Here is a 25703-nt window from a genome sequence, read left to right as displayed (position 1 = left end):
CGAGGGTGACAAGCAGGAATGGCATTCACAGTCTGCGCGCGTCAATCCGGCAGCGAAATCGGCCCGATCTCGTCATAGACGTCGCCGGGGCCGGGATTATCCTTGAAGGTCTCGCCGCCGAAATGGGTCATGACACCCCAGACCGCATTCAGGGCGGTCTGCACCGCCCCTTCGACCCAGGCGGGAATCCAGGAGACATCATCGCCAGCCAGGAAGATGCCACGTTCCGAGGGCGGCATCTTGGCCTGCATGAAATGCCCGTACATGCGGTGGTTATAACGGTAATGGCCCGGCAGCGCGCCCTTGAAGGCGCCGAGGAAATGCGGGTCGGCTTCCCAGGAAACCGTGATCGGATCGCCGATGATATGCTTGGCGATATCGACCTTCGGATAGATCTTGTTCAAGGCGGAGAGCGCCAGCTCGACACGCCGTTCCACCGGCAGGGGCAGCATCTTCAACGCATCGCTCATCCAGCTATAGGTCAGGCAGATGACGCCCGGCTGGTCGGGCCCGTTATCGAAGAGATAGGTGCCGCGCGTCAGCCGGTCGGTCAGCGTCATGCTCATGACATCGCGCCCGGTCTCCGGATCGATATCCTTCCAGAACGGCCGGTCCACCATGACGAAGGTCTTGGAGGATTGCATATAGCGTGTGCGGTCCAGCGCCATCCAGATCTTCTGCGAGAAGATGCTCTCATCGGTATCGATGCTGGTGGTGAGCAGCCAGCTTTGGCAAGTGGCGACGACGGCATCGTAAGTCTTGCAGCGTCCCCAGCGATCGGTCACATCGAAACGCTGATCGGCGCGGCGCTGGATGCGCTTGGCACCCGGTAAGGGCGCACCGCCATGCAATGCGGCCAGGCTCGTGCCACGCGGCCAATGCACGATGCGCTCCGGAGCGCGCCGCCACAGGCCTTGCGGCACTTGCTCCACGCCGCCGACGATCAGGCGCTGATGGTCGTCGCATTCAGTGACATTGACGCGCAGGATTTCCAGCATCGAATTGGGGAAGTCCGAATCCCAGCCGCCGGTGCCGAAACCGACCTGGCCGAAGATCTCCCGATGATGGAAAGAAAGCTTGGTGAAGGCCGATGAGGTCGTGACGAAATCATAGAAGGTGCGCTCGTCCCAGCCGCGCACCAGCGGATTCCAGATTTCCTTGATGCCCGCCACATCGCGGTTGCGGATCGCCTTTTGCAGCTCGGTGTAATTCGCATGCTCTTCCAAAGCATGGCTATAGGCCGCTGCCACATCCTTGAATTGCTGCGGCAGGTCATCGGCGGTCCGCGCGTAATAGGTCTCGCCTTCCAGATTGATCACCGTGCTGCCGGCGGCAGGTGTGAGCGGATTGGGAAAAGGCTTCGATTGCAAGCCCAGCCGGTCGACATAGTGATAGAAGCTGGTCGAGGAGACCGGGAAGCGCATGCCGCCCAATTCGGCGATGACGCCCTGCGCGCCTTCGAAAGGCTGCGACCGCAAGCGACCGCCGATCTGCGAGGCTTCATAGACGACCGGCTTCAGCCCCAGTTTCATCAGCTCATAGGCAACGATCAGGCCGGAAATGCCGGCGCCGATCACCGCGACTTCGGTGCCGTGGCGCTCCGCCGGAATGCGCCCGATCCCGGCCGGATGCTTGATCCAGTCATCGAACGGAAACGGAAAATCCGGCCCGAAGATCGTGACCGGCTTCTGCCCGTCCTGCACCTGTTTTTCCTCAGCCATCGACGCCGTTTTCCTTCCTACGCACGCATCCTATCCCGCGTCCTTCTATACCCGCTCCGGGCCGCCTTTCAACCCCGGCGGATGCGTCATTCGTTCCCACGGACAGGCCACCCAGTCGTCGACCAGCGCGCTATTGTCTGCACGGTGCGATGCCACGGTCTCCGCCAGCTATCGCAGGGCAGTTGCAACAAACAAGGTTGTCACCCTCGGGCTCGACCCGAGGGTCCACCGGGACGACTGATGAACGGCGTCCTGCATGATACGGATCAGCGTCCTTATCGGACATCGCGCTTGACCTTGGCTGTGGACCCTCGGGTCAAGCCCAAGGGTGACAATCGAGTGTGGAGTTTGACGGGGTACGATTGCCGGATAGCAGATTGGTAAACGACCGAATGACAGCCGTAACGACCGAGCGCGTTTCGCTGCGCCAACCGCACGATCCTTTCATCCCCTCGCCTCTCATCTTCGGCTATAATCGCTGCCGCCGATACAGGAAGGAATGCGACAGATGCAGTTTCGCCGCCATCGCCTGCGCTCGATCTTCCATCCCCGTCGCTCGAGTTTCGCGGTCATCGACCGCGGCATCCCGATTTGGATCAAACTGCTCTACACGCTATTTGTGGCAGTATTGGTGCCGACCTACTGGCGCGAATACGGGCCGACCAATTTCCTCTATTTCTGCGATGTCGCCTTGTTTCTCACGCTGGTCTCGGTCTGGACTGATAAGGCGCTGCTGGCCTCGGCATCGGCGGTCGGCATATTGGTGCCGCAGGCAGTCTGGATGCTGGACTTCATCGGCTCGCTGTTCCATCTGCCAATGACCGGCATGACGGCCTATATGTTCAGCGACACGATTCCATTTTTCACCCGCTTCCTCTCCTTCTTTCATTTCTGGCTGCCGCTTTTCGTGCTCTGGGTGGTCTACCGTCTCGGTTATGACCGGCGTGGCTTTCTGCTATGGACGGTGATCGCGACGGTGTTGTTCTTCATCTGCTATTTCTTCATGCCACCGCCACCCGCTCCGGCCGACAATCCCAACCTGCCCGTCAATATCAACTACGTCTTTGGCCCGGGCGACGCCAAGCCGCAGGGCTGGCTGCCGCCGCATCTTTACTTCGCCGCCTTGGTCCTGCTGATGCCGATCGTCGTCTTCTGGCCGACCCATCTGGTTCTGCGGCGCCTCTTCCCGGCGCCCGACGACTAACCGGAATAAAAGGCGGCGACCGGCGTCTTATCCCCATCGGGCAAACGTTCGGCATGGCGGCGTCAGTCTGGAAAGGGCCGGTATTGGGGGTTAGGTTGGGCGAACCGGGTGGTGAAGACCGAAAGCATCGCGATGAATGACATGATGCTGCTGATCGAACCGCAGATTCCGGCGTTGCGGCGTTATGCCCGCGCGTTGCTGCGCGACACCGCGGCAGCCGACGATCTGGTACAGGATTGCCTGGAGCGGGCAATCGGCCGCTGGCATCAGCGCCGCAGCGATGGCGATGCGCGGACCTGGCTCTTCACTATCCTGCATAACCTCGCCGCCAGCCGCTTGCGGCAGAGGACCCGGCGCGGTCTGCACATGTCGCTGGAAGATGCGGAATCCGCCTTGCCCGCGCGGCCGGCCAGCCAGGAAGATGCCCTGCGCCATCGCGATCTGCTGCGCGGCCTCGCCGCCTTGCCGGAGGACCAGCGCAGCGTCCTGCTGCTGGTGGCGGTGGAGGAACTGTCTTATGCCGAGACGGCGGCGGTATTGGATGTGCCGATCGGCACCGTCATGTCACGGCTGTCGCGCGGTCGTCACAAATTGATGCAACTGATGGATTCACCGGCGCCGGCCGGGGCGGAAAGCACATCCGGCCAGACACATTTGCGGAGGATTAAATGATCACCGGTCGACCGATCGGCGAAGACGATCTGCAGGCCTATGTCGATCAGGCGCTGGAGCCTGCCCGGCGCGATGAAGTGAAGGCCTATCTCGACCGCCATCCGGATATCGCCGCGCGCGTCGCCGGCTATGCAGCCCAGCGCGACGCCTTGCGCGACGCCCTGAAACCCATCGCCGAAGAACCGGTCCCGCCTGAGCTTTCTCTGGCCCGCCTGATCGAAGCCCGCGAACGGCGGCGGTTCCGTCCCGGCTCGCGTGCAGTTGCGGCAGCGGTGCTGTGCCTCGCCCTCGGCGGCGTTTCCGGATGGTCGGCACGCAGCCTGACACTGCCGCCCGAAACCGGCATCATTGCCTTGGGTGAAGAAGCCGCGGCGAGCTATGCGGTCTATGCTCCCGACCGCAAGCGGCCGGTGGAAATCGACGCCGGCGGCCGCGACGAATTGATCCGCTGGGTCTCCAATCGCTTGCAACATCCGGTCAGCGTGCCCGATCTCGCCACGGCCGGATATCGCTTCATGGGCGGCCGTCTGGTCGCAACCGCGCATGGCCCCGCCGGCCTGTTCCTCTATGACGATGACAAGGGCATTCGCATCGCTGTTTTGGTGCGTCCGATGGCGGTGGAGAAGGAGGCGACGATGTCGGAACTCAATTACGGCAGCGTCGCCGGATATGCCTGGGCCAATGACGGCATCGGCTATAGCCTCGTCTCCGAAGCGCCGGCGCAGATGCTGCATCCCTTGGCCGACGAGGTGCGCCGCCAGATCAGCGGCAAGATTTGATTGGTCTGGGCAAGGGAGCCGTTATTCATCAGTCGCCCCGATGGACCCTCGGACCAAGTCCGAGGGTGACAAGTGAATATGTCATGAGCACCCCTGCGATAGCCGGCAACACCGATATTCGATGACGTCGCACAGCGCACACAACAAACAAGGCTGTCACCCTCGGGCTCGACCCGAGGGTCCATCGGGACGACTGACGATATATGCTCGGCAAGCAGCCGTGCCCGACATCCTCATGTGACATCACACCCGACCTCGTGCATGGATCCTCGGATAAAGTCCGAGGGTGACAATCTCACTTGTTCTATGCGTCGTGCATCGACGAGGACGCGATGCTGCCCCTACCGCTTCACAAAGGCCTCAAACGCATCTTTGTAATCGGGATGCCAGCGCGACAGCGCCGGGCGGTTTTTGATGATGTCCTCCATCGCCCATTGCATGCGGCGATTATCGGTCTCGCGGGCGACGGCATTGTCCGGGCAGAGGATATAGAAATCGCCCGCCGCCATGCCTTGCAGCAGAAAGTTCGCCACCTGTTCCGCGGTCCAGGCGGCGTCCGGCTTGGCATCGCCGGGCTTCGCGCCGGTGATGCCGGTGAAGGTATAGCCGGGGATGAGCAGATGCGCGGTGATCTGGCAATCAGGCGTGTTGCGCAATTGATGTGCCACCGCCTCGGTGAGCACTTTGACGCCCGCCTTGCTGACATTATAGGCGGTATCGCCCGGCGGCGTGGTGATGCCCTGCTTCGAACCGGTATTGATGATGGCACCGCTCTTGCGCTGGGCGATCATCGCCGGGGCGAAAACCTGCACCCCATTGATGACGCCCCAGAGATTGACCTCCAGCAATTGCCGCCAGCGGTCGTAATTCTCCCAGGGCCCGCCGCCATTGCCGATCGCCGCATTGTTCATCAGCACGGCCACCTCGCCGAAAGCGGCATAGACCGTATCCTTCAGCCGGCGCACCTCTTCCGGCTTGCTGACATCGGTCGCCACGGCGATGACATCGCTCTCCCCCTTGGCGGCGATCCTGGCCACCGCATCGGCCGCTGCATCCAAGGCGGGGCCGGCAAGATCGGCGAGGCAAAGTTTCATGCCGCGTTCGGCCAAGCGCTTGGCAGTCGCCAGGCCGATGCCGCCCGCCGCGCCGGTGATGACGGCGACGCGGCCTTCAGTCAATGCGGGATGAAAGGAAGTCTGGGAAGCAGCCTGCGTCATCTTCGTCTCCCTCGGGTTAGTTATCGAAAGCCGCGTCAGGTATCGAAAGCTGGCGCCTTCCGGGCAAGGCCGTCGAAAGCATCCAGCAGCCGGTCGCGCCAGCTACGGATCGGATCGTCTTCGGCCAGCAACTGGAACGGGCTGACGCAGCGCGCCCATTGGAAAGCACCGAACACCGCGTAATCGGCATAAAGCGGCTTGTCACCGCCAAGATACGGCTGCGCCTTCAAGGCGGCACGCAGGGGTGCCAGGCTGTCCCGCAAAGCGGGCAATCTGCCTTCGCGGTCAGCCGTCAGTTCCTCCAGCGTCATGCCGATCCGCTTTTCGCGGCTCTCGCGATAATAGGCGCGGTTCTCACCCGCCAATACCTTCTCAATATCGCCGGCGACGAAGCGAAAGAAGGCCCCGACCAGCGTATCGCCGAGCACCGAGAAATAATGGCTGAGCTCCGGCCCCTTGCCGCCACCGAAGAGTGACGGCCGGTCGGGATAGGTCTCCTCCAGATAGCAGGCGATGGTCCAGGATTCAGCCAGCCATTTGCCGTCATCGACCAGGACCGGCACCTTGCCGTGGCCCGAAGGCGCGATGGCCTCCTTGTCGAGGAACTGCCAGGGCACCGTCTCCACCGGCAGGTCCTTATGCGCCAGCGCCATGCGAATGCGCCAGCAATAGGGGCTGAACCGGCGCGCGGGATCGGCGCCGGCCAGGTCATAAAGCAGCCGAGCCATGCTGGGGCTTGCTTCAGTTCTTGATGACGGAAGCTGTCTGCCCGAACAGGATCTTGCGGGACTGCTCGTCACCCACGGTTGCCTGCTCGTTGATCTCCTTCGCCTTGTCATAGGCGCGCACAACGGCGGGCCGCGCCCGGACCGCTTCGAACCAGCGCTTCAGATGCGGGAAATCCTCCAGCTTCTGCTGCTGCCGTTCATAGGGAACGATCCAGGGATAGGAGGCCATATCGGCAATGGAATAATCGCCGGCGATGAATTCGCGATCGGCCAGGCGCTTGTTCAACACGCCGTAAAGGCGGTTGGTCTCGTTGACATAGCGGCTGATGGCATAGGGAATCTTCTCCGGCGCATAAGCGGAGAAATGATGATTCTGCCCGGCCATCGGCCCCAGGCCGCCCATCTGCCAGAACAGCCATTGCAGCGCGTCATTGCGCCCGCGCAGATCCTTCGGCAGGAACTTGCCGGTCTTGTCCGCGATATAGAGCAGGATCGCGCCGGATTCGAAAATGCTGATCGGGGCGCCGGGCTCCGCCGGATCATGATCGACGATGGCGGGAATGCGGTTGTTCGGCGCGATCTTCAGGAAGTCCGGCTTGAACTGGTCGCCATTGCTGATATTCACCGGGATGATGCGATAAGGCAGGCCCGCCTCTTCCAGAAAGATCGTGATCTTATGGCCATTCGGCGTCGTCCAGTAATGGAGGTCGATCATGGGGACAGATCCTTTGAATCATAAATAGAGACGATGACGGATGACCCGTCGCGTATGGTGGTGACCCGCCGAACGGCCGGTCGATCGAGGTACTCTCCGCGACTCCGATGCCCGCCGTCAAGTCGTAGCCACCTGACGGGAGCTATGCAGGTAAATCCCTTTTTCACACACGGCTATCCGGGCAGTTGGCCTCGACGCCGTTCATCAGCCTCAACGATGGACCCTCGGATCAAGTCGAGGGTGACAACCTTGTTTGCAATTGGCGTCGCGCGACACCGGCGGCATTGCCGCCAACGAGTTCGCACGATGCCCACCATCCTCCGCCTGTCACCCTCGACCTTGATCCGAGGGTCCATCGCGGCGACTGACGGCTCTCATCCGTCTAAAAACAAAATCACTCACAACGGCTGACAAGCTGGCTGCGTTGCGCCGCGTCTCATTGTATCGTGCTGCCGACCGATTCTGACTTGATCAAAGGACCCCAATGCTCAGCCTACCGACCACCGCGACCGCCCCTTTCTGTCCTTCCGAGGTTCGCGGCACGGTCGCCCTTCCCGCCGGCTTGCCGGCCTGGAAGAAGCTGCTGCGCTTTGCCGGACCGGGCCTGCTGATCTCGGTTGGCTATATGGATCCTGGCAACTGGGCCACGGATATCGAGGCGGGATCGCGCTTCGGCACGGCGCTGCTCTATGTGGTGGCGCTGTCCAGCCTTGCCGGCATCGTGCTGCAGACACTCTGCGCGCGGCTCGGCATCGTAGTGGAGCGGGATCTCGCGCGGCTCTGCCGCGAACAATATCCAAAACCGGTCGCCATGCTGCTCTGGGTGCTGGCGGAATCGGCGATCATCGCTTGCGATATCGCAGAAGTTCTCGGCTCCGCCCTGGCGCTCCACCTGCTCTTCCATATCCCCCTCTGGCTCGGCGTGCTGCTGACCGGGCTGGACACGGTGATCGTGCTCTATCTGAAGGGCTCGGGTTTCCGGCAATTGGAAGCCATCGTGCTCGGCCTTGTGGCGACGATCGCCATCTGCTTTGCGATCGAGCTTATCTTGCTATCGCCTGCCATCGCGGATGTGGCGCGCGGCTTCATTCCGCAGACGCAAATCCTTGCCGAGCCTCACGCGCTTTATCTCGCCGTCGGCATTATCGGCGCGACAGTGATGCCGCATAATCTTTATCTGCACAGCTCGATCGTGCAGACGCGGCTGTTGGGCGGTGGCATCGGCTCGAAACGCGAGGCGATCTGGCTCGGCACGGCGGATATCACCGGTTCGCTGGTCATCGCCATGCTGATCAATGCGGCGATCCTGGTCACCGCCGCCACCGCCTTCCACAGCAACGGCCATACGGCGGTGAGCGAGATCGATGAAGCCTTTCGCCTGCTGGAACCGGTCGCCGGCTCGGTTGCCGCCGCCGTTATCTTCGGCCTTGCTCTGCTCGCTTCGGGACAAAGCTCGACCTTCACCGGCACCATCGCCGGGCAAGTGATCCTGGAAGGCTTCCTCAATCTCAAGATCCCCTGTTATCAGCGCCGCCTGATCACCCGCGCTCTGGCCCTCGGCCCGGCGCTCATCGGTGTACTCTGGCTCGGCGAAGGATCGGTCGGCAAGCTGCTGGTGGCGACCCAGGTCGTGCTCAGCATCCAGCTTCCCTTCGCCGTCTATCCGCTGATCCGCTTCACCAGCAGCAAGCGCCTGATGGGCAGCTATGCCAGCGGCCCGGTCCTGGCCACCATCGCCTGGGCGATCTTCGCCCTGATCCTCACTTGCAATATCTGGCTGCTTTGGCAATTCGTTGTGTGAGCGGAGGATTGTCACACTTGCTCGCGATGAAATGCTTGTCGCACAACGCGCGCCACAAGCGAGGTTGTCACCCTCGGACTTGATCCGAGGGTCCATGGCAGAAGCCGGTCGTGATGCCAGATGTGCCGAACGCCAGTGTACATCCGGCAATATTCATCAGTTGCTCCGGTGGACCCTCGGGTCAAGCCCGAGGGTGACAAGCGGGAGATGGTAGATAGGATGCGATGGCCATCGCCAACGCCTCTGCATAAAAAAAACCGCGCCCCGGAGACGATCCGAGGCGCGGGCTTTCACATCTGAGCAGTGGCGAGGTTATTCTTCGCCGTAGCCGACGATGCCTTTGACTTCCAGGAAGTCATGGATGCCCCAATCGGCATATTCGCGGCCATTGCCCGACTGCTTGTAGCCGCCGAAGGGCGCGAAGGTGTCCCAGTCCGGATAATTGATGCTGACCTGGCCGGCGCGCAACTGGCGCGCCACCTTGCGGGCATGCTTGATATCCTTCGACTGCACATAGGCGGCAAGGCCATAGACCGTGTCATTGGCGATCTCGATCGCCTGCTCCTCGGACTCATAGGGCATGATCGAGAGGACCGGGCCGAAGATTTCTTCCCGCGCAATGGTCATGTCGGGACGCACATTGCCGAACACGGTCGGACGCACGTAATAGCCGCGATTGAGGCCTTCCGGACGACCGGTGCCACCGGTGACCAGGGTCGCCCCTTCGGCGATGCCGGATTCGATCAGGCGCTGGATCTTGTTGAACTGCACATCGCTCACCACCGGGCCGAGTACTGTGCCGTCCGCCTTGGGATCGCCAACCTTATGGGCCTCGGCCGCCTGCTTCGCGATCTTCAAGGCTTCGTCATGACGCTGGAGCGGCACCAGCATGCGGGTCGGCGCGTCGCAGGACTGGCCGCTATTACCGAAGCAACCTTCCACACCCTTGGTCACGGCAGTTTCGAAATCGGCATCCGGCAGGATGATGTTCGGCGACTTGCCGCCCAGTTCCTGGGCCACGCGCTTCACCGTATCGGCCGCCGTCTTCGCGACGATGATGCCGGCGCGGGTCGAACCGGTGAAGGACACCATATCGACATCCTTATGCCCGGCCATCACCTGGCCGACCGACGGGCCGTCGCCATTCACCATGTTATAGACGCCGGCCGGGACGCCGGCTTCGTGCAGGATCTCGGTCCAGACCAGGCCGCTCATCGGCGCGATCTCGCTTGGCTTCAGCACCATGGTGCAGCCGGCGGCGATGGCGGGCGCCACCTTGCAGACGATCTGATTGAGCGGCCAGTTCCAGGGCGTGATCAGGGCGCAGACGCCGATCGCTTCCTTGACGATCTTGCTATGGCCACGCTGATGCTCGAATTCGAAATCTTCCAGCGCCTTGATCGTCGCTTCCATATGGGCGCGGCCGGCCCAGGTCTGCGCATCGCGGGCCCAGCCCATCGGTGCGCCCATTTCATCGGAAACCGCCTTGGCGACATCCTCGGCGCGCCGATTATAGATTTCCAGGATCTTATTCAGCAACTTCAGGCGCTCGGCCTTGCTGGTCTGCGAGAATTTCGGGAAAGCCGCGCGCGCCGCCGCGACCGCGCGATCGACATCGGCGGCACTGCCGACGGAAATCTTGGCGAAGGATTCTTCGGTGGCCGGGTTGATGACATCCAGCGTCTTTGGCGTCACCGGATCGACCCAGGCGCCATTGATGTAGAATTTCAGGGCGTTCGACATAGTCACCACCTTCACTCTCAGCGTTACGGATTGGGATTTCTGATTGGATTGCGATCAGATAAGAGCCAGCCTAATTGGACAGGCCGCGCCATGCAATGTTCCTTAAGTCGCATGGGAGCAAAGCCCCAACGTAGAAAGCCCCACGGCGGATGGGGCTTTGACGCTCTTCAATCGGCATGACCAATTCGCGGCAGGTTCCGCCATCGCGACTGCTCGCCATAGGCAGCCTTGATGGGACTTAATGCGTCGGCATGATCGGCAGTTTCTTTTTCAACTCGAGGCCGAGATCCTGGCCGAGTTTTTCACCGTCACTCGGCTTGCCGCGACGCTCGCCCTGCACCAGTTGCGATCCATCAGGTTGTGCCAGCAAACCGCGCAAACGCAACTCACCCTCGTCGTCGATCTCCGCCAGGGCGGCGATCGGCGTGCGACAGGAACCGTCGAGTGTCATCAGCAGGCTGCGTTCGGCATTGACGCAGATTTCCGATGGCTCATCGCGCAGCGGCGCCAGCCAGTTGCGCGCGCGCTGGTCATCGCTGCGGATCTCCACACCAAGCGCCCCCTGCCCGACCGCCGGCAGCATGTCTTCCACCGACATGATGAAGGAAATGACATCGAGCCGGTCGATGCGATGCAGGCCAGAGAGCGCCAGGATGGTTGCATCCACGACACCTTCCTGCAGCTTGCGCAACCGCGTATTGGCGTTGCCGCGATAGGGCACGACTTTCAACTGCGGCCAGCGATGCAGCACCTGCGCTGCACGGCGCAGCGAGGATGTGCCGATCGTGGCGCCGGCCGGCAAATCGTCGAAGCTTTTGCAACCGGCCGCCATCACCGCATCGCGCGGATCGTCGCGCTTCAGCATGCAGGCGATCTCCAGGCCCGGCGGCAATACCGTCGGCACATCCTTCATCGAATGGACCGCCATATCCACCTGGCCGGCGATCAGCGCTTCCTCGATTTCCTTGGTGAACAGTGCCTTGCCACCGATCTCGGACAGTTTCCGGTCCTGCAACTGGTCGCCCGTGGTGACGATCTTCACCAGTTCGATCGCGCCCGGCGCGGCCAGTTCGGGATTGGCCGCCGCCAGTTCCCGCGCCACGCGTCCCGTCTGGGAAACGGCCATGGGGCTGGCGCGGGTTCCAATGCGAAGAAGGGCGGCGGTCATGACAGGCGGCTCCTGGAAGCGAATGAATTCCGGCAGTTATAGCCCCCACGCCCGGCAATGCCAGCTATTTTCGGCGCTGATATGCGGTAATCCGACGCCAATCGTCCGGCTGCATCTTCAGATACACCTAAACGGTCATCGCACGGCGCCAAAGTCAAACGAGGTTGTCACCCTCGGACTTGATCCGAGGGTCCACGGTTGAGGGCGGATCCTATGTACGGCGTGGATGGCCGTCGGGTGCCAATCGGTAACGTTCGTCAGTCGCTCCGATGGACCCTCGGATCAAGTCCGAGGGTGACAAGCGGGAATGGCATCAACGCCGTGCAATGATCGCCACGCCTGCAAGACGGCTACAGCCGCCCGGCGTCGACAATCTGGCGCAGGAAGCTGCGGGTGCGTTCCTCGCGGGGGGCGCCGAAGATCTGCTCGGGCGGGCCTTCCTCATGTACCTTGCCGCCATAAAGGAAGCAGACCTTGCTGGCGACTTCGCGGGCGAAACCCATTTCATGGGTGGCCAGCAGCATGGTCATCCCTTCCCTGGCGAGATCGCGCACCATGGACAGCACTTCGGCGACCAGTTCCGGGTCCAGCGCCGAGGTGATTTCATCCAGCAGCATGATCATCGGGTCCATCGCCAAGGCGCGGACGATGGCGACACGCTGCTGCTGCCCGCCCGACAGGCGGTCGGGATAGGAGGTTGCCTTCTGTTCGAGGCCGATGCGCTTCAGGAGCTCCATGGCCCGGGCTTCCGCTTCGGCGCGCGGCACTTTCAGTACCTGGATCGGCGCCAAAGTGACATTGTCCAGCACCGTCATATGCGGGAACAGATTGAAGCTTTGGAACACGATGCCGACATCGCGGCGCAAGGCATTCACATCGACGCCCGGCCCGGTCATGCGCTCGCCATGGATGCGGATCTCGCCGCCATCGATCGGCTCCAGCCCGTTGATGCAGCGGAGCAACGTGGATTTGCCGCAACCCGACGGGCCGATCAGGCAGACCACCTGATGTTCCTCGACTGCCAGGCTCATGCCGTTGAAGACGGTATGACCGCCGAAGTTCTTGTGAATGTCGCGAATTTCGATCAGGGCCATGTCGGCTGCCTTACATACCGGTTACTTACATCCCGCCCGCGAGCCGGCGACGTTCGACCAGCCGGTCGACCAGCCGCGCCTGCGGGATGGTGATGACAACGAAGATGATGGCGACGGTCGTCACCGCCGACAGGTTGAAATGGTTGCTGGCGATGATCTTCGCCTGGTTGAAGGCATCCATCGCGCCGATGATATTGACCAGCGCGGTATCCTTCTGAAGGCTGATGAAGCTGTTCAGCAGCGGCGGAATGATCCGGCGCACCGCCTGCGGCACGATGACGAAGCGCATCGTCTGCATATAGGTGAGGCCGAGCGACCGCGCGCCCGCGATCTGGCTCCAATGAATGCTTTCGATGCCGGCGCGATAGATCTCGGCCACATAGGCGCTGTTGGTCAGGGTCAGCGCGATGATGGCGAAGGTTTCCTGCGAGCAGTCCTTCAGCACCGGCAAGCCGGTCAGCGAGATACCGAAACCGATCAGGTAGATATTGATGATCGCCGGCAGGCCGCGGAAGACGTCGGTATAGATCACCGCCAAAGCGCGGATCGGCTTACCCGCCTCGCCCGGCGTGAAACGCGCGATGGCGACAATGAGGCCGACCACCAGGACCAGCACCTCGGCAATCAGGAAGATATAGATATTGGTAAGGAAGGCCTGGAGGATGAGACCCAAGGTCTCGCCCATCAGCGGCAGCAGGAAGAAGGTGCGGCTGACCGCCAGGTCGTTGGCGATCAAGAATTCCACCACCATCAGCACGATCGCCAAAGCGACCGAGAGGCTGATGGAGATCCAGGCGGCATCGCGTGACGCCGCGGTATCGATCCGGGCATTGACCAGATCGTTCTGTGCCAGCGCCTGGCGCGAAGAGCGCGCCCGCGCAAGGCTGCGGAAGGCCGGGCGCAGCGGATAAAGAGCGCCGATGCCGAGGATCACCAGGATGATCTTTGCCGCAGCGCCACCCTGTTCCAGCGCCTGCAAGGCAAGATAGAGATTGTCGAGGGTGAGCCAGCTCAAAGCCGCCAGGATGACGCCCACCGCGATTGCGGTGAGCGCCAGCTTGGTCGGGTTCTTGGGCGGAGCACCGAAGCGCCAGCGGCGACCGGTCGTATCGCTTGCAGTGAGTTTGTCGCGCGCCGTCATTTTCAGTGCCCTGCTTCTATGCCCTATTTTTCAGTATCGGCCGATTAGTGCTTCCAATAGGGAATCTGGGTCGGATCGGCGCCCCAGGCTTCGGCCAGGTATTTATGCGCCAGCTTCTTCAGGGTGCCGTCATCCTGCATCGACTTGATGATCTTGTCCCATTCGGCGTTGTTCTTGCCATCCTTCGGATAGACGGCGCCATATTCCTCGCCGGTCGAATACTGGCCGACGGTGACCATCATGCCGTTCGACTTCGCGGCCTGGCCGAGCACATAGGCGGTATCGGTGAGGACGACGTCGATCTGGCCTGCAGCCAAAGCGACGAACATGCCCGGCGTATCCGGGAAGGTCTTCACCGGCTTGGTCGGCTTGAGCACGTTCGTGGCGAAATCAGCACCGGTCGTGCCCTGGTGGACGCCGATCCGCATGTCCTTGATGGTCTTTTCATCGACCTTCGTGCCCTTCTTCACCAGGACACCGAGATCCGAGCTGAAATACGGGATCGAGAAGGAGACGACCTTCTTGCGGGCCTCCGTGATCGTCGCTTCGGAGAGAGCAAAATCGTAATTCCGGGTCTGGCCGGCGATCAGTGAATCCCAGGTGGCATTGACGATGGCGAGCTTATCGTAGCCGGCGCGATAGGCCATGTTGGCGGCCATGCAATATTCATAGCCGTCTTTGATGGTTTCCGGCGTGTCGCCGTTGTACCAGCCGGGGGCCGGCAAGGCGACCTGAACGGTGACCTGGCCGGGAACGACGGTCGAAACCGGCATGGAGCCTTTCGTGCCAGTCAGTTCGCAATCGCCGAACTTATCGGCGGCAATTGCGGCATTGGTGTAACCGATCGCCAGCAAAGTAGCGGCGACGGCAAGAAAGTTGGTACGCATTGCGAAATCCTCCCATTGTGACGACTGCGAATTGGAATGTAATTGCCGTCGATGTCAATTCCGATCGTCATGCCGACCATCGCTGCATCTATGGCCCGGCTCTTTCGCCACAGTCGCCTGCCGAAGAGCCGGTGATTTTTTTCGCTATTCGAACGGCGAGAATTGCTCATCGCGCCATTTGAGCGCCGCCGCCAACCCGTCCTTCTGGCGGATTTCGTTGAAGCGGTCCCCTTCCGGCGAGCCCTGGGTCAGCATCGTCGCCGCCAGTTCGGCGCCATAAAGCAGCGACTGGCGCAGGCCCATCGCTTCGAATGTATTGTTGATCGCCCGCTTGTTCAGCTTGAGGTAATCAAGCGCGACCCGCGACATGCGCTTGGCGATCTTCATCACCTCGGCCTGCAGATCGGCCTTGGCAAAGACCTTGTCGACCAGGCCGAGGCGCAAGGCCTCATCGGCGCCGATCTTGTCGCCGGTATAGACGAGCGCGCGGGCACGCTGGCCGATCAACCAGGGCATGATCGGTGTGACAGCGCTGGCAAAGCGTGCTTCCAGGCAAGCAAAGCTGGAAACATCAGAGCAATAGCGGCTGTCGCAGCACATGGCGAATTCGAAAGCACCGGCGAAGCAATAGCCGTCGATCATGGCGATGACCGGCTTGCTGCAATCCCAGACCGACAGCACGAAGCGCAGGTCCCACGCCGTCCGCGCACGATTGGCGGCCAGCGAATGGTCCTTGTTCTCGGAGGATTCCTTCATGTCATAGCCGGCGGAGAAGGCCTTGTCCCCGGCCCCGGTGACCACGATAACGCGCACATCCGGATCTTTATCCGCCGCGGCGATCGCCAGGATGAACTCCTCCACCAGGGGCACGCTGAGCGCATTATGCTGCTTCGGGCGATTGAAGGTGATCGTCGCAACGCGGTCATCGACCGCATAGAGAATGTGCTGATAGGTCACGATCCGTCGCCTCCCCGCGACTGCGGCGGCAGTTCTTGAGCTGCTACCGTCACTTGTAATGACTTGTCTTTACAAGTTAACATGATAATCTGTCAAGGCAGGTGCATATTTGGCACGACGCCTCTTAGCGCTTTGGTAAAAGTGAAAAGACGAATCTACAAACGAATAATTAATGCCAGCGTAACGGTGCCAGCACGATGACCCTTTCCCGGCTTGCCAATCCCCAATCCATTGCCATTCTCGGTGCATCGGAACGTCCCTCGATCGGACGCACCTTGATCCAATCGCTGAGCCGCCTTGGTTTTCCTGGCCGGGTCTATCCGATCAATCCGAAATATGACGAATTGCTCGGCCTGAAATGCTACCGCAGCGTGAATGATCTGCCCGAAGCGCCGGATGTCGTGTCGATCTGTGTCGGCGATCGCATCGTCGAGCATCTGCAAACACTGGCCGATAAAGGCGCCGGCGGCGCGGTGATTTATGGTGGCGGCTTCGCCGAACGCGGCGACGAGGGAAAGAAAACACAGCAGGCCATCGCCGATATCTGCCGTGCGGGCAATATCTCGCTCTGCGGTCCGAATTGCATGGGCATCTTCAACCCGCCCGCCCGCAGCACGACTTATATCTACGAAGTGCGCGATCCCAAGGGCCTGCCCGGTAATGTCGCGCTGATCTCGCAAAGCGGTTCCATCGGCAACGGGTTGCTCGGCGATGTGCGCCGCTTCGGCTTCAGCCTGATCGCCTCGACCGGCAATGAAGCGGTGGTCGATACCGCGGCGCTCATCGATTACCTGATTGACGATCCGGCGACCAAGGTAATCGCCACCTTCACCGAAACCGTGCGCTCGCCCGAACGCTATGTCGCGGCTTTGGACCGCGCGGCCGATTGCGGCAAGCCGGTCGTCGTCTTGAAGGTCGGGCAGAGCGAACGCGCGCGCCATGCGATCACCAGCCATACCGGCGGCCTCGCCGGCGAATCCCGCGTCTTCTCCGAATTGCTGCGCGCCCATCGCGCCATCGAAGTAAATGACATGGATGAACTGACCGAGGTTCTGGCGGTGTGCCAGGGCAAGCGCCTGCCGCGCGGCCGGCGCTCATCGGTGATCACCGGATCGGGCGGCCAGGCGGAACTCATCCTCGATGTCGCCACCGCATCCGGCTGGGAACTCCCGCCGCTCTCCGCCGCCGACCGCGCCAAGGTCGAAAGTGTGCAAGGACCGATCACCGGCGACGGCAATCCGCTCGATAGCTGGGGCAATGGCGACTGGCGCACCAATCTGCCGAATGCGCTCGCGGTGCTGAACGAGAGTGAGGATCACGACAGCATCGTCTATTGCGCCGATTGCAACGAGAAGCAGCCGATGATCGGCGAGGATCGCTTGCTCGACGAAATGAAGCTGCTGGTCGAAGCCGCCGAAAACAGCGACAAGCCTCATTATCTCATGAATACCCGCCCCGGCTTGATGAACCTGACCCAGGTCAATTACCTTGCCGAACACGGCATTCCCCAGATCGGCGGCACGCGCCAGGGCCTCGGCGCCATCGACCGGGTGGCGCGTCACCTCGCCCCCTTGCCGCCCCTGCGCCAAGTCAAGCATCCCGCCTCGCCCGATCTCAACGGCACGCGCCAGGTGATCGGCGAATATGATGCAAAGAAGCTGTTGCAGCCCTATGGCGTGCCGGTCTCGCGCGAACATCTCGTCCGCGCGCTGGATGACGGACGGTCGGTGGCGCGCGAGATCGGCTTCCCGGTGGTGCTGAAAGTCGTTTCCGACGATATCCCGCATAAATCCGAGCATGGCCTGGTGATCGTCGGCCTGCGCAACGAAGCCGAGTTCGACGCCGCCTGGCGCCTGCTGGAGGAACGGCTCAGCCGCCTCGATAACGCCAAGATCGACGGCTATCTGGTGCAGGAATTCGTCGCCGACGGGATCGAGGTCTTCGGCGGCGTGTCACGCGACCCGGATTTCGGCCTGTCGCTGGCTTTCGGCATGGGTGGCATCGGCATCGAGGTGATGAAGGATTTCGCGCTTCGCTTGCTGCCGCTGCGCAATGGCGATATTGAAGCCCTGATCGGCGAGACCAAGGGTGCGGCGCTGCTGCGCCCCTATCGCGGCCGGCCCGGCGCGGATCTGCGCAGCCTGGTCGACTGCCTCTATGGTCTCGCGGATTTCGCCCAGGCCAATGCCGAGCGGATTGCGGAAATCGACCTCAACCCGATCAAGGTCCGCGAGGATGGCAAGGGTTGCGTCGTGGTGGATGCCTTGATCGTTTTGCGATGACTGAGTTTGATCCAACGAGAGCTACTAGCTGCGAGAACCGAGATGGAAATTCAACCGATGACCGGCGCCCTGGGCGCGGAAATTCATGGCGTGGATCTGTCGGCCAAGCTGGGCGAGAATGTCGTCGCCTCGATCCGCGCCGCCCTTTGGGAACACCAGGTCCTGGTCTTCCGTAACCAGAAGCTGAGCATCGAACAGCACAAGGCCTTCGCCAGCTATTTCGGCCCGCTCCATGTGCATCCCTATATCGCCGCCCGGCCGATCGACGATGCGCATCCGGAAGTCCTCCGTGTCGTCAAGGAAAAGGACGACCGCAAGGTCTTCGGCGAGAAATGGCATTCCGATGTCACTTTCCTCGAAAAGCCGGTCCTCGGCTCCGCGCTCTATGCGATCGACACCCCGCCAAAGGGCGGCGACACGCTCTTCGCCAACATGTACCTCGCTTATGAAGCCCTCTCTGATACGCTGAAGGGCATTCTGGAACAGCTTATCGGCGTGCATGAAACGGCGGTGCCGGAAATCGATCCGGTGACCAAGCAGACCATCATGCCGATGCGTCTTGAGAATAAGCGCGGCGAACATCCGGTCATCAAGGTGCATCCGGAAACCGGCAAGAAGCTGCTTTACGTCAACGCCACCTACACCACCCATTTCAAGGGCATGACGGTGGAGGAAAGCAAGCCGCTGCTCGACTATCTCTGCCAGCACGCGGTCAAGGGCGAATTCCTCACCCGCGTCCGCTGGGCCCCCGGCACCCTCACCTTCTGGGACAACCGCAGCACCCAGCATCTGCCGATCAACGACTATCACGGCCACCGCCGGGAAATGCACCGCATCACCATCGAAACGTGATGCGGTCACGCATCGCAGGATAAAAAAAGGGACGGAAATGATCCTTCCCGTTTTCCTTTTAGGATGACCGGTCAGCCCTCTTAATCGAGATCGGGCTCGGGCTCGAGATCGGGCCTGAGGGTTAGCCAGAAGACCAAGGCGGCAACAGGACCCGCAATCATCTAATTATCACTACCATAAATTGCATCTCTCAGCCAAGGCAGATAATAGAGTGGATTAATCGCCGTTCGAGAATTGAGACTGTGTCCTACGTCTCCGTATCGAACCTCAAAATGCAAATGCGTTTTCGCATGTTTACCGTTCTCGCTCTTAGAGGCGACGAACGGTGCAAGTGAGGCAACGCTCATCAGTTTCCGCGATGGACCTCGGATCAAGTCCGAGGGTGACAGCGAGAATGGCATCAACGCATTGCGATGACCGGCGACATCGCCATCAGCACGCAGCGTCACTGGCCATCGCACAACACAACAACAAACAAGGTTGTCACCCTCGGGCTTGACCCGAGGGTCCACGGCAACGACTGCGCCGATATAAAAGTGCGTGATCGTCCTACTGCACCGTCACATAGCGCGACGACTGCTCCATCGGTATCTCGACCAGCAGGTTTTTCATGAAGCGGGTTTCTTCCTGCGGGGTGCGGCCGAAGAAGCGTTTGAATTCGCGGCTGAACTGCGAGGGGCTTTCATAGCCGACGCGGTCGGAGGCGACGGCGGCGGTGACGCCGTCCTGCACCATCAGCAGCCGCGCCTTATGCAATCGCGTGGTCTTGAGGTACTGGATCGGCGAGGTCTGGGTCACCGCTTTGAAATTGGCATGGAAGGCCGGAACGCTCATCCCCGCCTCATCCGCGAGCTTCGCGACATCGAGATCGCCGCTATATTCGGCGTGGATGCGGCGCAGCGCCTTGGCGATCTTGCCGAACTGGCTCTGATGGGTGAGCGCGGCGCGGATCGCCCCGCCCTGCTCGCTCGCCAGCACGCGGAAATAGATCTCGCGCAGGATCGCCGGGGCCAGCAGGTTTGCTTCCAGCGGCGAGGTGCAGGCATCGAGCAGCCGCACCACCGCATCGCCGAGCTTCGCATCGAGCGGTGTCGCGCAGATCCCCTTCGGCATTTGCTGCGCGTAGCTGCCGGCCTCGTCCAGCGCCAGCAGCAATTCGGCGGCCACTTTCAGATCGATCCGCATGGAGATGCCGAGCAACGGTTCCTCGGGGCTGGCCTCGGTCTCCGCCTCGAAGGGCAGCGGCACGGCCAGGACCAGGAATTGCTGCGCGTCATAGGGAAAGACCTCATCGCCGAGATAGCCGCGCTTGCGGCCTTGGGCGATCACCACGATGCAGGGCTCGTAGAGCACCGGCATGCGCGGCAAGGAGCGCGTGGCGCGCATGAATTTCACCCCCTCGATCGGCGCCAGGGTGTGACCCTCCTGGGGCGCCAACTTGTCGAGCAAAGCCACCATGCGGGCCTGCACCGGTGAAACTTGGGGTGAAACTTGTCGCTCGGACTGGATTTTTTTCTCGGATGCGACCATCTCTTCCTCGGTTCAGCTCGCTTGGTATATATAGGCTATTATTTTCGGGCCTAGGTCATCATTAAATTGGGATGACAATAGGATTAGGCAATACTCTCATAGATTCAGATATTCGCCAAACCCGCTTTACCCGTTAAGTTAGCCCCCATCAGTGACGCAGACCGCCATCCCCTTCTCATCAATTCCGCGAGAAGGCCAATCAGGAAGGAGGTTCAGCATGCCCGTCAGCGCCATTCCATCCATCCGCGCCAAAGCCGCTCGTCAGGAGCAGTTGGCGCGGTCATTCGTCTCGCGGAAATCCGCGGCTCCGTCCCAAGTCCGCGGGGCTGGCCAAGGGTTTCGCAATATTGCCATCCTGGCGGCGGTCTTCGTGGCCGCAGCCGCGCAACAGATTGCCCAGCCGTTTCGCGCCGTTCCGAAGGAGGATCATTCGATGATACAGCAAGCTAGGTCCGCGCCGCCCGTCACAGCGGCGGCCCTCGACACCGCGCAGCACAATACGGTGGCAGAGAACACTGCTCACGCCACGGCGGATGTAACCGGCTCCTGGCTCTCGCCCGACGGCTATATCCGCCTCGATCTTTTGCCCGACGGCCGGTATGAGGAATCCTGGGGCAAGCGCAATAACGCTTATGCCGGCCGCTATGCCGTGCTGAATGCATCGCTCCTGCATTTCAGCGACGAGTCAGGTTTCGACGTGCATGGCACCATCGATGATGGCGTTCTGCGTATCGATGCCTATGAATTCCGTCGCGGCCAGTAAGGCCACGGCGTCGCCGGAACTTCCGCACCGGGCACCGGTTATTGCCATCGATATCCGCAATAGCTGCCAGCCCGTGAAAATAGCCACTTTCAACATCAACAATGTCAACCGCCGCCTCGCCAATCTTCTGGCCTGGCTTGACGATGCCAAGCCCGACATCGTCTGCCTGCAGGAGCTGAAAGCCGCTCAGCATGAATTCCCCGAGCGGCAGATCGGCGAGGCGGGTTACCGGGCCGTCTGGCAGGGACAGAAGACCTGGAATGGTGTCGCCATTCTGTCCCGCCGTGGCGCGCCGGTGGTGACACGCACGCATTTGCCGGGCGATCCGGCCGATGAACAGGCGCGCTATATCGAAGCGGCGGTGAATGGTCTGCTGATCGCCTGCCTTTATTTGCCGAACGGCAATCCGCAGCCCGGACCGAAATTCGATTACAAGCTCAAATGGTTTGACCGGCTGATCCGGCATGCGCGCAAGCTTTACGACACCGATGCGCCGGTCATGCTCTGCGGCGATTACAATGTTGTGCCGACACCGGCGGATATCTATCCGACGCGGTCATGGGACAATGATGCTTTGGTGCAGCCGCAAAGCCGCCGCGCCTTCGCCCGCCTTCTCGCCCAGGGCTGGACCGATGCGATCCGGCATCTCCATCCGGAAAAGCGCATCTACACGTTCTGGGATTACAAGCGCCACAGATGGGAGCGCGATGCCGGCTTGCGCCTGGACCATCTGCTCCTCAATCCGGCCGCCGCAGCGCTTCTGCAGAAAGCCGGCGTCGATCGCGATGTGCGCGGCGCGGAAGGCGCTAGCGATCACGCGCCTGCCTGGATCAAGCTGAAAAAGCAATAATCTCCGCTGAAAACTTGGCGCTCCTACCAAAGCTGTCAATCTCCCTTAATCAGACGACGCGGAACCGCGCCAGAGCAGTGGCTAATCGCGCGATCGTTATCGACCGCTATGGGAGCCTGTCCCTATGCGGCCATTTTACGTGTCTGTCCCGATGAAATCGGCGTAAGATCACACGCGATGTCGCACCAGGAAGGGAAGCCGGCAAGTGAGCGAGATCGGAGTTGCCGTCCTCGTCTTCCTGTTCGTCGTCGGGGGAGCCTTCCTCGGCCTTGCTGTGCGGCGAAGGTTACCGGAACATCACGTCGACAGCAGCACCCAGGATGTCGTGAGATTGGTCATGGGCCTAGTCGCCACGATGTCGGCGCTGGTCCTCGGCCTGCTGATCGTCTCGGCCAAGAACAATTTCGATACCCAAAGCGCTTATGTGGCGCAGCTCGCCGCCGAGGTTATCGAAATCGACCGCATCCTGGCCCATTACGGTCCCGAAACCGCCGACGCGCGGGGACTGTTCCGCGATAGCGTGGTCCTCGCTGTCGAGCGTATCTGGCCGGCCGACGGGAGTACGCCGGAAAACACCGAACCGCCGCAGTTGCACAGCAAGTGGGAAGCCTTCTACGATCGCCTGCAGAAGCTGGAGCCGCAAACCAATGGTCAGCACATCGCGCAAAGCAATGCAATGCAACTCGGCATAGAACTGCTGCGCACCCGAACCTTGATGTATGAAAAGCTCCATAACACGCTGGCGTCCCCATTCCTGGTCGTGCTGGTCTTCTGGCTGATCCTGCTCTTCGTCGGTTTCGGTCTGCAGACACCGCCCAATGTCACGATTCTCGTTACTTTCCTTCTAGGCGCTCTGTCGACTGCGGGAGCCGTCCTCCTCATCCTCGAGCTCGATCAGCCTTATAGCGGGCTGCTCCGGGTTTCCAGCGGCCCGTTGCAGCGCGCCCTCTCACTTATCGGCCAGGCATCTTAACGGTGAGCGAAAAGTGCCAAAGGCGCCGCTCGTCTGCAGCGTGCGTTTGCATGCCACGACGTGCGACGGTAGGGTTCCGACGTGAAGGAATAATGTGATAACCGTTGGCGGGACTTGGTATCATGGGCGGAAGCACAACAATCTCCAACGATCATGAGACGCTGGAAAAATCGGATTACGAAATGCTGGCCGCCTTCCGCTATCAATTGCGCCGCTTTCTCAATTTCAGCCAGGCAGCGGCGCGGCGTGAAGGTCTGACGCCACGGCAGCATCAGGCTTTGCTCTGCATTGTCGGCAATCCGGGGCGCGAAACCGCAACGATCAGCGAACTCGCTAATTACCTGCTGATCCAGCACCACAGCGCCGTCGAGCTGGTCGATCGTCTGGTCGCGCTCGATCTGGTGAATCGCGAGCAGGATAAGACCGACAAGCGGAAGGTCCTGGTTTCCCTCACCCCCGCGGCACGCGAGCGTCTGAAGCACATGTCGGTGGTTCATATTGCCGAGTTGCGGCGCATCGGCCCGCAACTGGCCCGCTTGCTCGCCAGTTTCGGCGACGCCACCGGGGCGTAAGCGCCGGCCAAGAAAACCCGTCAAGCGCGGTTGATCGCCGCGAACCGGTCGATGCCGGCCAGCAAGGCGCGCAAGGCCATCTGGTACGGAACCGGCCGATCATGCGACACCGCCGCCTGTCGCAGCATCGTTTCCGCTTGTCCGGGCGCCAGTTGCGCTGCCGGCTCGGCAACTTCGCCGCCCAGGCGCCAGTGGACGAAATCCGCGAGCGGCTTCAGCTCTTCCGGTAGGCCCGGCATCAAGGCCGCGAGAGCCTGCGTGACATCGGACGGTGCGTTTAGGTCCCGGCCATCGGTTTTCGGCTCCTCACCCTGCTCCGTCACAATCCGCCGCATGGGAATGTCATGCGGCTGTGGATGGATCGTCGGCACATGGAACATCGAGAAGCCGATCCCGATGGGCCGGGCGGCCGCGCCGATCTTCTCCAAGGTCCGGTCGAAGAAGCCACCGCCATAGCCGAGGCGATACTTGTCATCGAAGGCGACGAAAGGTGCGATCAAGCTGCGCGGCGTGACCTCTTTCTCGGTTGCCGGGATCGGTATGTTCCAGATGCCACGCGTCATCGCCATGCCGCGGTTCCAGGGCCGGAAAGTCATCGGCTCCCCCAGGCGAAGCGCCACGGGCAGGCAGATCTCGATGCCGAAATCATCCAGCTCCCGCATCAGCGGACGCAGATCAGGCTCGGCTTTCAGCGGCCAGTAAAAACTGATCGGCTGCGGCGCATGCAGCAGGATTGGCCGCAGCTCGGCGATCAGCGCCTTGGTCCAGTGATCGCGCAAGGTCGCCGGCACCGCGACCCTGGCCGCGATCGCCTTTGCCCGCACGGCCTTGCGCCATATTCTGACGGCCGGCCAATCCATCGCTTCCATCCGCAACTTCCTTCCACCTTGTTCAATGCGCGACAGCCATCAGCGCACGATCGAGATCGAGCAGCAGATCGTCTTCCGCCTCAAGGCCGATCGACAGCCGAAGCAGGCTGTCGCTGATGCCCGCCGCCTGCCGGGCCTCAGCGCCCATGCTGACATGGGTCATGGTGGCGGGATGGGCGACCAGGCTTTCGACACCGCCAAGCGATTCCGCCAGGGTGAAGACCTGCACTGACTCGACGAAGCGGGCAATCTCCCGCCGGCCGCCGGCAAGCTCGAAGCTCAGCATGGCGCCGAAGCCGCGCTGCTGATCGCGCGCGAGATCATGATTGGGATGCGAGCGCAGGCCCGGATAATGGACCCGTTGAACGAAACGATGGTCCTGCAGGAAGGATGCAATCGCCCCAGCCGTCTTCTGCTGGCGTTCGATGCGGGGGAAGAGCGACCGAATACCCCGCAAGGTCAGATAGGAATCAAAAGGCGCACCGCCCAGCCCGGCTATATTGGACCAGTCGATGAGAATTTGCAGGTCGTCCTTATCGGCGGCGATGACCGCGCCGCCAACCATGTCCGAATGGCCGTTGAGATATTTGGTGGTGGAATGCACGACAAAATCGGCGCCCAGCGCCAAAGGTTGTTGCAGGGCCGGCGAGAGGAAAGTGTTATCGACCGCGACTTTCGCATCGATCGACCGCGCCCTGGCACTGACGGCGCGAATATCGACAATCCGCATCAAAGGATTGCTCGGTGTCTCGACCCAGATCAAAGCGGGTTCGCGGGCGAAAGCGGCGGCCAGCGCCTGCTGGTCGGCGAAATCGACGACGGCAAGGTTGAACTGGCGCTTGGCCGCGCGGGCCGCCAGAAGCCGGTAGGTGCCGCCATAGCAATCATGCGGCGCGATCACCCAATCCTCGGCTTCAAGTCCCGCCAGGATCAGATCCACCGCCGCCATGCCGCTGGCGGTAATGACAGCGCCCACGCCGCCTTCCAGCTTCGCAATCGTGTCGGCCAGCAGATCGCGGGTCGGATTGGCCGAACGGCTGTAATCGTAACGCCCGCCTTTTTCGAATCCCTCGAAGGCAAAGGTGCTCGACAGATAGATTGGCGGCGTGACCGCGCGATAGGCGGGATCCGTGGCAATCCCATTCGCAGCAGCGATGGTTTGCGGTGCCTTGGGCTCCGGCATAG

Annotated in this window: 23 protein-coding genes; 10 read left to right on the top strand and 13 right to left on the bottom strand. The window is 61.5% G+C overall.

Annotated elements, in window-relative coordinates; all coding sequences use genetic code 11:
* Positions 1 to 41 precede the first annotated feature (41 nt).
* A complete protein-coding gene (locus tag SMD27_RS18385) occupies positions 42 to 1721 on the bottom strand; it encodes a flavin monoamine oxidase family protein (RefSeq protein ID WP_320509892.1) in 1680 nt (559 codons plus the stop codon).
* Between the two features lie 508 nt (positions 1722 to 2229).
* Here SMD27_RS18385 and SMD27_RS18380 point away from each other — a divergent pair.
* From SMD27_RS18380 to SMD27_RS18370, 3 genes are all read left to right on the top strand, one after another.
* The gene (locus tag SMD27_RS18380; protein WP_320509891.1) at positions 2230 to 2925 is read left to right on the top strand and encodes a hypothetical protein; all 696 of its coding nucleotides are present in this window, start codon (positions 2230 to 2232) and stop codon (positions 2923 to 2925) included.
* A gap of 111 nt (positions 2926 to 3036) precedes the next feature.
* Entirely contained in the window at positions 3037 to 3597 is a 561-nt protein-coding gene (locus tag SMD27_RS18375) for a sigma-70 family RNA polymerase sigma factor (protein WP_320509890.1), read from the top strand.
* Positions 3594 to 4376: an anti-sigma factor family protein gene (locus tag SMD27_RS18370; RefSeq protein ID WP_320509889.1), complete on the top strand. Its 783-nt coding sequence runs from the start codon at positions 3594 to 3596 to the stop codon at positions 4374 to 4376. Before SMD27_RS18375 ends, SMD27_RS18370 begins: the two co-directional genes overlap by 4 nt.
* A 341-nt stretch (positions 4377 to 4717) precedes the next feature.
* Here the strand turns inward: SMD27_RS18370 and SMD27_RS18365 are convergent, their stop codons facing one another.
* Genes SMD27_RS18365 through SMD27_RS18355 form a run of 3 tightly spaced genes read right to left on the bottom strand, consistent with a single transcriptional unit; the run spans position 4718 to position 7036 of the window.
* Positions 4718 to 5593: an SDR family NAD(P)-dependent oxidoreductase gene (locus SMD27_RS18365; protein ID WP_320509888.1), complete on the bottom strand. Its 876-nt coding sequence runs from the start codon at positions 5591 to 5593 to the stop codon at positions 4718 to 4720.
* Between the two features lie 35 nt (positions 5594 to 5628).
* The gene (locus SMD27_RS18360) at positions 5629 to 6321 is read right to left on the bottom strand and encodes a glutathione S-transferase family protein (protein WP_320509887.1); all 693 of its coding nucleotides are present in this window, start codon (positions 6319 to 6321) and stop codon (positions 5629 to 5631) included.
* A 13-nt stretch (positions 6322 to 6334) separates the two neighbouring features.
* The gene (locus SMD27_RS18355) at positions 6335 to 7036 is read right to left on the bottom strand and encodes a glutathione binding-like protein (RefSeq protein WP_320509886.1); all 702 of its coding nucleotides are present in this window, start codon (positions 7034 to 7036) and stop codon (positions 6335 to 6337) included.
* Between the two features lie 484 nt (positions 7037 to 7520).
* Here SMD27_RS18355 and SMD27_RS18350 point away from each other — a divergent pair, with 484 nt between their 5' ends.
* Complete coding sequence (locus SMD27_RS18350) at positions 7521 to 8837, top strand: Nramp family divalent metal transporter (RefSeq protein WP_320509885.1); 1317 nt, start codon at positions 7521 to 7523, stop codon at positions 8835 to 8837.
* A gap of 312 nt (positions 8838 to 9149) precedes the next feature.
* Here the strand turns inward: SMD27_RS18350 and SMD27_RS18345 are convergent, their stop codons facing one another.
* The 6 genes from SMD27_RS18345 to SMD27_RS18320 form a co-directional block, all read right to left on the bottom strand.
* Positions 9150 to 10580 (bottom strand): aldehyde dehydrogenase family protein, encoded by a 1431-nt coding sequence (locus SMD27_RS18345; RefSeq protein WP_320509884.1) that lies wholly within the window; start codon positions 10578 to 10580, stop codon positions 9150 to 9152.
* A 238-nt stretch (positions 10581 to 10818) separates the two neighbouring features.
* Positions 10819 to 11748 (bottom strand): hydroxymethylbilane synthase, encoded by a 930-nt coding sequence (hemC, locus tag SMD27_RS18340; protein ID WP_320509883.1) that lies wholly within the window; start codon positions 11746 to 11748, stop codon positions 10819 to 10821.
* A gap of 350 nt (positions 11749 to 12098) precedes the next feature.
* Positions 12099 to 12842: an amino acid ABC transporter ATP-binding protein gene (locus SMD27_RS18335; RefSeq protein ID WP_320509882.1), complete on the bottom strand. Its 744-nt coding sequence runs from the start codon at positions 12840 to 12842 to the stop codon at positions 12099 to 12101.
* Positions 12843 to 12867: 25 nt separating this feature from the next.
* The gene (locus SMD27_RS18330) at positions 12868 to 13983 is read right to left on the bottom strand and encodes an amino acid ABC transporter permease (RefSeq protein WP_320509881.1); all 1116 of its coding nucleotides are present in this window, start codon (positions 13981 to 13983) and stop codon (positions 12868 to 12870) included.
* 44 nt (positions 13984 to 14027) lie between these two features.
* Positions 14028 to 14870 carry an ABC transporter substrate-binding protein gene (locus SMD27_RS18325; protein ID WP_320509880.1) on the bottom strand — a complete coding sequence of 281 codons (843 nt, stop codon included), beginning with the start codon at positions 14868 to 14870 and terminating at the stop codon, positions 14028 to 14030.
* Positions 14871 to 15014: 144 nt separating this feature from the next.
* Complete coding sequence (locus SMD27_RS18320) at positions 15015 to 15827, bottom strand: enoyl-CoA hydratase/isomerase family protein (RefSeq protein WP_320509879.1); 813 nt, start codon at positions 15825 to 15827, stop codon at positions 15015 to 15017.
* A gap of 197 nt (positions 15828 to 16024) precedes the next feature.
* Here SMD27_RS18320 and SMD27_RS18315 point away from each other — a divergent pair, with 197 nt between their 5' ends.
* Both SMD27_RS18315 and SMD27_RS18310 read left to right on the top strand, forming a co-directional pair.
* Positions 16025 to 18109: an acetate--CoA ligase family protein gene (locus tag SMD27_RS18315; protein ID WP_320509878.1), complete on the top strand. Its 2085-nt coding sequence runs from the start codon at positions 16025 to 16027 to the stop codon at positions 18107 to 18109.
* A gap of 42 nt (positions 18110 to 18151) precedes the next feature.
* Entirely contained in the window at positions 18152 to 18961 is an 810-nt protein-coding gene (locus SMD27_RS18310) for a TauD/TfdA dioxygenase family protein (protein WP_320509877.1), read from the top strand.
* Between the two features lie 549 nt (positions 18962 to 19510).
* Here SMD27_RS18310 and SMD27_RS18305 read toward each other — a convergent pair.
* Positions 19511 to 20419 (bottom strand): AraC family transcriptional regulator, encoded by a 909-nt coding sequence (locus SMD27_RS18305; RefSeq protein ID WP_320509876.1) that lies wholly within the window; start codon positions 20417 to 20419, stop codon positions 19511 to 19513.
* A 289-nt stretch (positions 20420 to 20708) separates the two neighbouring features.
* On the opposite strand from SMD27_RS18305, the gene SMD27_RS18300 reads away from it, so the two are divergent.
* From SMD27_RS18300 to SMD27_RS18285, 4 genes are all read left to right on the top strand, one after another.
* Positions 20709 to 21254 (top strand): Atu4866 domain-containing protein, encoded by a 546-nt coding sequence (locus tag SMD27_RS18300; RefSeq protein ID WP_320509875.1) that lies wholly within the window; start codon positions 20709 to 20711, stop codon positions 21252 to 21254.
* Positions 21232 to 22104 carry an exodeoxyribonuclease III gene (gene xth, locus SMD27_RS18295; RefSeq protein WP_320509874.1) on the top strand — a complete coding sequence of 291 codons (873 nt, stop codon included), beginning with the start codon at positions 21232 to 21234 and terminating at the stop codon, positions 22102 to 22104. The genes SMD27_RS18300 and xth overlap by 23 nt, the downstream gene beginning before the upstream one ends.
* 205 nt (positions 22105 to 22309) lie before the next feature.
* Positions 22310 to 23077, top strand: coding sequence for a bestrophin-like domain (locus SMD27_RS18290; RefSeq protein WP_320509873.1), 768 nt, complete (start codon positions 22310 to 22312; stop codon positions 23075 to 23077).
* A 122-nt stretch (positions 23078 to 23199) separates the two neighbouring features.
* Complete coding sequence (locus SMD27_RS18285; RefSeq protein ID WP_320509872.1) at positions 23200 to 23649, top strand: MarR family winged helix-turn-helix transcriptional regulator; 450 nt, start codon at positions 23200 to 23202, stop codon at positions 23647 to 23649.
* Positions 23650 to 23669: 20 nt separating this feature from the next.
* Here SMD27_RS18285 and SMD27_RS18280 read toward each other — a convergent pair whose 3' ends face one another.
* Together SMD27_RS18280 and metB are read right to left on the bottom strand one after the other, a co-directional pair.
* Positions 23670 to 24518, bottom strand: a complete 849-nt coding sequence (locus SMD27_RS18280; protein ID WP_320509871.1) for a 5-formyltetrahydrofolate cyclo-ligase — start codon at positions 24516 to 24518, stop codon at positions 23670 to 23672.
* Positions 24519 to 24540: 22 nt separating this feature from the next.
* The gene (gene metB / locus SMD27_RS18275) at positions 24541 to 25701 is read right to left on the bottom strand and encodes a cystathionine gamma-synthase (RefSeq protein ID WP_320509870.1); all 1161 of its coding nucleotides are present in this window, start codon (positions 25699 to 25701) and stop codon (positions 24541 to 24543) included.
* Positions 25702 to 25703: the final 2 nt, after the last annotated feature.

Source organism: Dongia soli (assembly GCF_034044715.1).
Classification (GTDB): Bacteria; Pseudomonadota; Alphaproteobacteria; order Dongiales; family Dongiaceae; genus Dongia_B; species Dongia_B soli.
This window is presented reverse-complemented; position numbering and strand designations above follow the sequence as displayed.